Genomic DNA, 7,862 nt, shown 5'->3' on the forward strand with positions numbered 1-7,862 from the left:
CGCGCTGCTGGTGGCCGCAGCGGGCGCCCACAACCTGCTGTTCAGCGGCCCGCCCGGCACCGGCAAGACCCTGCTCGCCAGCCGCCTGCCCGGCCTGCTGCCACCGCTGAACGAGCGCGAGGCGCTGGAGGTAGCGGCGATCCAGTCGGTGGCCAGCCCGCTACCGCTCGACAGTTGGCCGCAACGCCCCTTTCGCCACCCGCACCATTCCGCCTCCGGCGCCGCACTGGTAGGCGGTGGCAGCCGCCCGCAACCGGGTGAAATCACCCTGGCACACCACGGCGTGCTGTTTCTCGACGAACTGCCAGAGTTCGAACGACGGGTACTGGAGGTGCTGCGCGAGCCCCTGGAATCAGGCGAAATCGTGATCGCGAGGGCCAAAGACAAGATCCGCTTCCCCGCACGCTTCCAACTGGTGGCCGCGATGAACCCGTGCCCCTGCGGCTACCATGGCGACCCCACCGGTCGCTGCCGCTGCAGCAGTGACCAGATCCAGCGCTATCGCAACAAGCTGTCCGGCCCATTACTGGATCGCATCGACCTGCACCTGACCGTCGCCCGCGAAGCCACGGCGCTCTCGCACAGCACCGACAACGGTCCGGGCAGTGCCCACATCGCCGAGCGGGTGGCTGGCGCACGCGAGTTGCAGCAACAGCGCCAGGGCTGCGCCAATGCCTTCCTCGACCTGCCCGGCCTGCGCCTGCATTGCCCCTTGTCCACCACCGACCAGGCCTGGCTGGAAACCGCCTGCGAACGCCTGACCTTGTCCTTGCGGGCCGCACACCGCCTGCTCAAGGTGGCACGTACGCTGGCCGATCTGGAGCAGGCCGAACACATAAGCCGCACACACGTGGCCGAGGCGCTGCAGTACCGGCCAGCGCCCTAGAGCCTGTACTGGCGCAACGCCGAACGCTGCCTCATCATGCGCCCTCCTTTTTTCACGCTGCCCCCGTAGCAGCTCATGGAGCCCGAGCGATGCCCCACGAAGGCAGCCTTCTGCAAACCGCCGTCATCTTCCTGCTGGCCGCCGTCATTGCCGTGCCCCTGGCCAAGCGCCTGCAACTGGGTGCCGTGATCGGCTACCTGCTGGCGGGCGTGGCTATCGGCCCGCAAGCCCTGGGCCTGATACGCGACACCGAAAGCGTTGCGCACATTTCCGAGCTGGGCGTGGTGTTGCTGCTGTTCATCATCGGCCTGGAGCTTTCCCCGCGCCGCCTGTGGCTGATGCGCAAATCGGTGTTCGGCGTGGGCCTGGCGCAGGTGCTGCTCACCGGCGCCGTGATCGGCGCCATCGCCCTGTTCGGCTTCGGCCAATCCATGCCCGCTGCCGTGGTGGTCGGCCTCGGGCTGGCGCTGTCGTCCACCGCCCTTGGCCTGCAAAGCCTGGCCGAGAGCAAGCAGCTCAACGCGCCCCATGGCCGCCTGGCGTTCGCCATCCTGTTGTTTCAGGATATCGCGGCCATACCGCTGATCGCCCTGGTACCGCTGCTGGCTGCCAGCGGCCCGGACACCAGCCACGGCGACAGCCTGGAGCATGGCCTGAAGGTGTTCGCCAGCATCGCGGTGGTCATCATTGGCGGCCGCTACCTGCTGCGCCCGGTGTTTCGCATCGTCGCCCGCACCGGCCTGCCGGAAGTCTCCACCGCCACCGCACTGCTGGTGGTGATCGGCACCGCCTGGCTGATGGAGGAAGCCGGGATTTCCATGGCGCTGGGCGCGTTTCTGGCCGGCCTGCTGCTGGCTGACTCCGAGTACCGTCATGAACTGGAGTCGCAGATCGAGCCGTTCAAGGGCTTGCTGCTGGGGCTGTTCTTCATGAGTGTCGGCATGGGCGCCAACCTGGGCATGCTGCTGGAGAGCCCCGGCCTGTTGCTGGGCCTGACCCTGCTGCTGGTGGCGGTCAAGCTGCCGCTGTTGATGCTGGTCGGCCGCCTGGGAGGGTTGAACGCAGGCAGCGCGCTGCGCCTGGGCGTGGTGCTGGCGGCCGGTGGCGAGTTCGCCTTCGTGGTGTTCAAGCTGGGCAAGGACCAGGGCCTGTTCGACGCCTACACCTACGACCTGCTGCTGATGGCGATCACCTTGTCGATGGCCCTCACGCCGCTGTTGCTGCTGGCCTGCGCGCGCCTGCTCAAGCGCCCGCAGGTATCGCGCGAGGTGCCGGAGCAGTACAAGCAGATCCAGGCCGATGCGCCGCGCGTGGTGATCGTCGGCATGGGCCGCATGGGCCAGATCGTTGCGCGCATCCTGCGTGCGCAGAAGATTCCGTTCATTGCCCTGGATACCTCGGTGGACGCCATCGAGCTGACCCGCACCTTCGAGCTGGCGCCCGTGTTCTACGGCGACCCGCTGCGCGCCGAAGTGCTGCAGGCGGCCAAGGTGGGCGAAGCCGAGTACGTCGTGATCACCACCGATGACCCCGACATCACCACCCGCACGGCCGAACGGGTCAAGCGTCTGTACCCGCACCTCAAAGTGCTCGCCCGCGCGCGTAACCGCCAGCATGTGCACAAGCTGACCGACGTGGGCGCGGTGCCGATCCGCGAGACGTTCTACTCGAGCCTGGAGATGACCCGTCGCGCCCTGGTGGGGCTGGGGCTTGGCGAAGAGCAGGCAGCAGACCGTATCCAGCGCTTCACCGAGCATGACGAGCAGGTACTGGAAACCCAGGGCCTGGTGCGCGATGACCGCGCCAAAGTGATGCAGAATGCCAAGGAAGCACGGGTAGAGCTGGAGCGGCTGTTCGCGTCGGATACCAACTGAGCGGCCCACGCGAAAAAAGGCCGGCACCCTCGCAGGGTTGCCGGCCTTTGCAGTTGAAGCGATGTGCTTATTGGGCAGCGGTCAGCGCGTTGTAGCTGGTCATCAGGTTGCGGTAATCCGGGATGTGGTTGGAGCACAACGCCGCCAGGCCTTCGACATCGTTGCGCCAGTCGCGGTGCAGCTCGCAGGCCACGCCGAACCAGGTCATCAATTGTGCGCCGGCACGGCTCATGCGGTCATGCGCGGCATCGCGGGTCATCTGGTTGAAGGTGCCCGACGCATCGTTCACCACAAACACCTCGAAGCCTTCTTCCAGCGCCGCCAGGGCCGGGAACGCCACGCACACCTCAGTCACCACGCCGGCAATGATCAACTGCTTCTTGCCGGTGGCCTTGACTGCCTTGACGAAATCTTCGTTGTCCCAGGCGTTGATCTGGCCGGGGCGGGCGATGTACGGCGCGTCCGGGAACAGCGCCTTGAGCTCCGGCACCAGCGGGCCGTTGGGGCCTTGCTCGAAGCTGGTGGTGAGGATGGTCGGCAGGTTGAAGAACTTGGCCAGGTCGGCCAGGGCCAGCACGTTGTTCTTGAAGCGGTCCGGCTCGATGTCGCGTACCAGCGACAGCAGGCCAGCCTGGTGGTCGACCAGCAGTACGGCAGCGTCGTCTTTGTTCAGGCGGTTGTAGTTGAATGCGGTCATGGTCGTGCTCCAGAAGGTGGTTTGGTTTCAAATCAGTGGGGTGTTTCGCGTTGTTGAGTAAAGATTAAAACCAAGACCTTTGATGCACCAGATAGCTAAATCCGGCTATAGCGTTCTATTATGCGAACGATAAATGGAATGGCGCTTGCCTGCGGAGACCCCCTTTCTTGGAAGACCTCAACTCCCTCTACTTCTTCACCCAGGTGGTCGAGCATGGCGGTTTTGCCCCCGCCGGCCGGGCGCTGAACATGCCCAAGTCAAAGCTCAGCCGGCGCATCGCCGACCTTGAGGATCGCCTGGGTGTGCGCCTGCTGCATCGCACCAGCCGGCACTGCTCGCTGACCGAGATCGGGCAGGAGTACTACCGCCGCTGCACGGCCATGCGGGTGGAAGCCGAGGGCGCCGCCGAGGTCATCGAGCGCAATCGCAGCGAGCCGCGGGGCCTGGTGCGCATCAGTTGCCCGACCACCCTGCTCAACTCGCTGGTAGCCCCGATGCTCACCCGCTACATGGCCAAGTACCCCCTGGTGGAGCTGTTCATCGAGAGCACCAACCGCCGGGTCGACCTGCTGCACGAGGGCTTCGACATGGCGCTGCGGGTGCGCTTTCCGCCCCTTGAAAACACCGACATGGTGATGAAGGTGCTGAGCAACAGCACCCAGTGCCTGGTCGGCCACCCCTCCTTCCTCGAACAACTACCCGCAGGCTTCGAGCCGTCACTGCTCGGCACACTGCCCAGCGTTCACTGGGGCGGCGCCCAGCGCGACTACCAGTGGTCGCTGTTCCAGGGCGAAGACATGAGCCGCAGCCTGGTCATCGCGCACACGCCAAGGATGGTCACCGACGACCTGTTCGCCCTGCGCCAGTTCGTGCTGGCCGGCGTGGGCATCGCGCACTTGCCGCGGGTGGCGGTACGCGATGACCTGGCCAGCGGCCGGCTGGTGGAGCTGCTGCCAGAGTGGCACCCACGCTGCGGCATCGTGCATGCGATCTTCCCGTCGCGACGCGGCCTGCTGCCCTCGGTACGCTCGCTGATCGATCACCTTGCCGAGGAGTTCGCTGCCAGCGACATGGCCTGACCGAAGCCCGAATGAAAAGGGGGCCATCAAGGCCCCCGATCGGTTTCAGAACGCAAAACACGAACAACCCAACGCCCCCCAGAACCCCTGGAAGTCGTTGACCGGCACCGTCGAGTGCCGCGCCTTCTCATGGCTGTGCGCATGCACCCCGCATGGTCCCACACACTGGTGCAAGGCGGCCGCCATCGGCGCACCGGCACGCCAGTGTCCGGGCACCAGCGCCACCGGCGACCACTCTGGCAACACCGGAATCAAGCTCGGGCCGTACTTGTCGAACTCCTCGGCGCCATACACCACCTTGCCATCGACCACGGTCAGCACCGACTCGATGCCCTTGATCGCCTCGTCATCGACGCTGAAGTAATCCAGCGAAAGCGCCGCCAGGTCCGCCAGCTGGCCGACCTTGAGCTGACCCTTCTTGCCCTGCTCGCTGGAGAACCAGGCGCTGCCATGGGTGAACAGTTCAAGCGCGGTGGCGCGGCTCAGGCCTTCGGGGTACAGCTCCATGCCACCGACGGTACGGCCGCTGACCATCCAGTACAGCGAGGTCCACGGGTTGTAGCTCGATACGCGGGTCGCATCGGTACCGGCGCCCACCGGGATGCCTTCGGCCAGCATGCGCTGGATCGGCGGCGTTTTCTCGGCGGCCTTGGCGCCGTAGCGCTCGACGAAGTATTCGCCCTGGAAGGCCATGCGGTCCTGAATGGCAATGCCGCCATTGAGTGCACGCACACGCTCGATGTTCTTCGGGCTGATGGTCTCGGCGTGGTCGAAGAACCACGGCAGGCCATTGAACGGAATGTCGCGGTTGACCTTCTCGAACACGTCGAGCATGCGCGAGATGGATTCGTCATAGGTGGCGTGCAGGCGGAACGGCCAGCGTTGCTCGACCAAATGGCGCACCACCGGCTCCAGCTCTTCTTCCATGGTCTGCGGCAGGTCCGGACGCGGTTCGAGGAAGTCCTCGAAATCAGCGGCAGAGAACACCAGCATCTCGCCGGCACCGTTGTGGCGGAAAAAGTCGCTGCCATCACCCGGCTTGACCTTCTGGGTCCAGTTCTTGAAGTCGGTGAGCTCTTCCTTGGGCTTCTGGGTGAACAGGTTGTAGGCAATGCGCACGGTCAACTGACCGTTGTCGGCAGTTCCTGGATCACCTGATAATCATCCGGGTAGTTCTGATAGCCGCCGCCGGCATCGATGGCGCTGGTCAGTCCCAGGCGGTTGAGTTCACGCATGAACTGGCGGGTCGAATTGACCTGGTACTCCAGCGGCAGCTTCGGCCTTTGGCCAGGGTGGCGTACAGGATGGTCGCATTGGGCCGCGCGATAAGCATGCCGGTTGGCTCGCCGAACTTGTTGCGCTGGATCTCGCCACCGGGCGGGTTGGGCGTGTCCTTGGTGTAGCCGACCGCCTTGAGCGCGGCGCGGTTGAGCAGCGCACGGTCGTACAGGTGCAGCAGGAACACCGGGGTATCGGGCGCGCCAGGTTGATCTCTTCGAGGGTCGGCAGGCGTTTTTCGGCGAACTGGAATTCGTTCCAGCCCCCCACCACACGCACCCACTGCGGGCTGGGTGTGCGCTCGGCCTGCTCCTTGAGCAGGCGCAGGGCATCGGCCAGCGAAGGCACCCCCTCCCAGCGCAGCTCCAGGTTGTAGTTCAGGCCACCACGGATCAGGTGCAGGTGCGAGTCGTTCAGGCCCGGGATGACCGTGCGCTGCTTGAGGTCGATGAGGCGGGTGCTCTCGTTGCGATAGGCCATGGCCTCGGCGTCGCTGCCCACGGCGAGGAAGCGGCCGTCCTTGATGGCGACGGCGCTGGCGGTAGGGTTCTCACGGTCTACCGTGTGCAGCTTGCCATTGAACAGGATGAGATCGGCGGTCATGGGAGGCTCCTTGGATAAGTGGGCGGCGTCACGCGCTTGAGGTTGGCAATGAAAGGGGGCGGGGCACCGCTGTACACCTTCAGCTTGGCGCCAGGCATCAGCGCGGCGGCCTTTTTGCCGGTGCTTTCAAACGGCACGACTTGGTCAACATCGCCCAGTCCTTGAAGTAGATCGCGGTGCCATCGCGGGTGACGAACGTGCTCATGTCGGTATCTCCTGGAAAGGGCTAAGTGCTTCAAACGAGACAGGTACAAAAATGTTCAACCGCGCAGCCAGTGGGCGCAGCGACGGGTTACCCACGGCATGATGTAGAACACCACGGGCAGGATGACGACCAGGTTGCCGATCAGATTGCCGGTGATGCCTGCACCCAGTGGCGGGAAGCGCGCGAACAGCGGCGCCAGCAGGTGTGGGATCAGCATAGTCATCGGGCAGATGACCAGGTAGGTCAGCAGCGCCTGCTTCCAGCGCGGCGGTTGCGCCGCGTTGCTGCTGGGCGGGGTGAACCAGAACTCCGGGTCGTCATGGACCTGGGTCTGGTCGCCCTCCTCCAGCAGCGGCAGCACCTCGCTGACCATGGCCTGTCGCTCGGCGGAGTTGATCCAGGCCTGCAGCGTATCGGTAGTGGCGAAACGCACCACGGTCGTGAAGTGGCCACCGCTGCCATGCGGGCGGATCACGTTGACGTCCAGATGGCCAGGTTGCTGGCGTGCCGTGGCGACCGCGCGCTTGAGCCAGGCTTCGTAGAGCGCCAATGAATCGGTGCGCGCCTTGTGCTGGATGACCAGGGTCACCACGTTGCGGTTGTCTTGGGTTGCAGTGTTCATTGGCGTTCCCTGGGTGAACGTGCGGTTGCAGTGCGGTTTACTTGCCGGCGGTCAGCGCGTTGTAGCTGGTCATCAGGTTGCGGTAGTCGGGGATGTGGTTGGAGCACAGCGCCGCCAGGCCTTCGACATCGTTGCGCCAGTCGCGGTGCAGCTCGCAGGCCACACCGAACCAGGTCATCAACTGAGCACCGGCGCGGCTCATGCGGTCATGCGCAGCGTCACGGGTCATCTCGTTGAAGGTGCCCGACGCATCGTTCACCACGAACACCTCGAAGCCTTCTTCCAGCGCCGCCAGGGCCGGGAACGCCACGCACACCTCAGTCACCACGCCGGCAATGATCAACTGCTTCTTGCCGGTGGCCTTGACTGCCTTGACGAAGTCTTCGTTGTCCCAGGCGTTGATCTGGCCGGGGCGGGCGATGTACGGCGCGTCCGGGAACAGCGCCTTGAGCTCCGGCACCAGCGGGCCGTTGGGGCCTTGCTCGAAGCTGGTGGTGAGGATGGTCGGCAGGTTGAAGAACTTGGCCAGGTCGGCCAGGGCCAGCACGTTGTTCTTGAAGCGGTCCGGCTCGATGTCCGTACCAGCGACAGCAGGCCCGCCTGGTGGTCGACCAGCAG

At 65.1% G+C, this 7,862-nt stretch carries 6 protein-coding genes and 3 pseudogenes; 3 read left to right on the forward strand and 6 right to left on the reverse strand.

Features of this window, described 5'->3' with window-relative positions:
* Together G3436_RS17620 and G3436_RS17625 are read left to right on the forward strand one after the other, a co-directional pair.
* Positions 1-886, forward strand: an 886-nt coding sequence (locus tag G3436_RS17620) for a YifB family Mg chelatase-like AAA ATPase (protein WP_163947460.1), incomplete at its 5' end; no start/stop codon positions are given.
* An 89-nt stretch (positions 887-975) separates the two neighbouring features.
* Positions 976-2,760: a monovalent cation:proton antiporter-2 (CPA2) family protein gene (locus tag G3436_RS17625; protein ID WP_163947462.1), complete on the forward strand. Its 1,785-nt coding sequence runs from the start codon at positions 976-978 to the stop codon at positions 2,758-2,760.
* A 67-nt stretch (positions 2,761-2,827) separates the two neighbouring features.
* Here G3436_RS17625 and ycaC (G3436_RS17630) read toward each other — a convergent pair whose 3' ends face one another.
* Positions 2,828-3,457 carry an isochorismate family cysteine hydrolase YcaC gene (gene ycaC, locus G3436_RS17630; RefSeq protein WP_163947465.1) on the reverse strand — a complete coding sequence of 210 codons (630 nt, stop codon included), beginning with the start codon at positions 3,455-3,457 and terminating at the stop codon, positions 2,828-2,830.
* A 167-nt stretch (positions 3,458-3,624) separates the two neighbouring features.
* Here ycaC (G3436_RS17630) and G3436_RS17635 point away from each other — a divergent pair, with 167 nt between their 5' ends.
* On the forward strand, positions 3,625-4,536 hold the full coding sequence (locus G3436_RS17635) for a LysR substrate-binding domain-containing protein (RefSeq protein WP_163947468.1): 912 nt from the start codon (positions 3,625-3,627) through the stop codon (positions 4,534-4,536).
* A 45-nt stretch (positions 4,537-4,581) separates the two neighbouring features.
* Here G3436_RS17635 and G3436_RS27785 read toward each other — a convergent pair.
* The 5 genes and pseudogenes from G3436_RS27785 to ycaC (G3436_RS17655) all read right to left on the reverse strand — a co-directional run.
* Positions 4,582-5,771, reverse strand: a pseudogene (locus tag G3436_RS27785) (amidohydrolase family protein).
* A complete protein-coding gene (locus G3436_RS27790) occupies positions 5,744-6,001 on the reverse strand; it encodes an amidohydrolase family protein (RefSeq protein ID WP_338001280.1) in 258 nt (85 codons plus the stop codon). The pseudogene G3436_RS27785 and the gene G3436_RS27790 overlap by 28 nt, the downstream one beginning before the upstream one ends.
* Positions 5,938-6,417 (reverse strand): annotated as a pseudogene (locus tag G3436_RS27795) (amidohydrolase family protein); the annotation flags it as partial. The pseudogene G3436_RS27795 and the gene G3436_RS27790, both read right to left, overlap by 64 nt.
* A 260-nt stretch (positions 6,418-6,677) precedes the next feature.
* The gene (locus G3436_RS17650) at positions 6,678-7,244 is read right to left on the reverse strand and encodes an antibiotic biosynthesis monooxygenase (RefSeq protein ID WP_163947471.1); all 567 of its coding nucleotides are present in this window, start codon (positions 7,242-7,244) and stop codon (positions 6,678-6,680) included.
* 37 nt (positions 7,245-7,281) lie between these two features.
* Positions 7,282-7,862: pseudogene (gene ycaC / locus G3436_RS17655) on the reverse strand (isochorismate family cysteine hydrolase YcaC); the annotation flags it as partial.

Source organism: Pseudomonas brassicae (genome assembly GCF_010671725.1).
Lineage (GTDB): Bacteria > Pseudomonadota > Gammaproteobacteria > Pseudomonadales > Pseudomonadaceae > Aquipseudomonas > Aquipseudomonas brassicae.

What these genes read in the sequence shown, in the direction of transcription:
- ycaC (WP_163947465.1), bottom strand. Translation starts at nt 3,457, where the DNA reads ATGACCGCATTCAACTACAACCGCCTGAACAAAGACGACGCTGCCGTA.
- G3436_RS17625 (WP_163947462.1), top strand. Translation starts at nt 976, where the DNA reads ATGCCCCACGAAGGCAGCCTTCTGCAAACCGCCGTCATCTTCCTGCTG.
- G3436_RS17650 (WP_163947471.1), bottom strand. Translation starts at nt 7,244, where the DNA reads ATGAACACTGCAACCCAAGACAACCGCAACGTGGTGACCCTGGTCATC.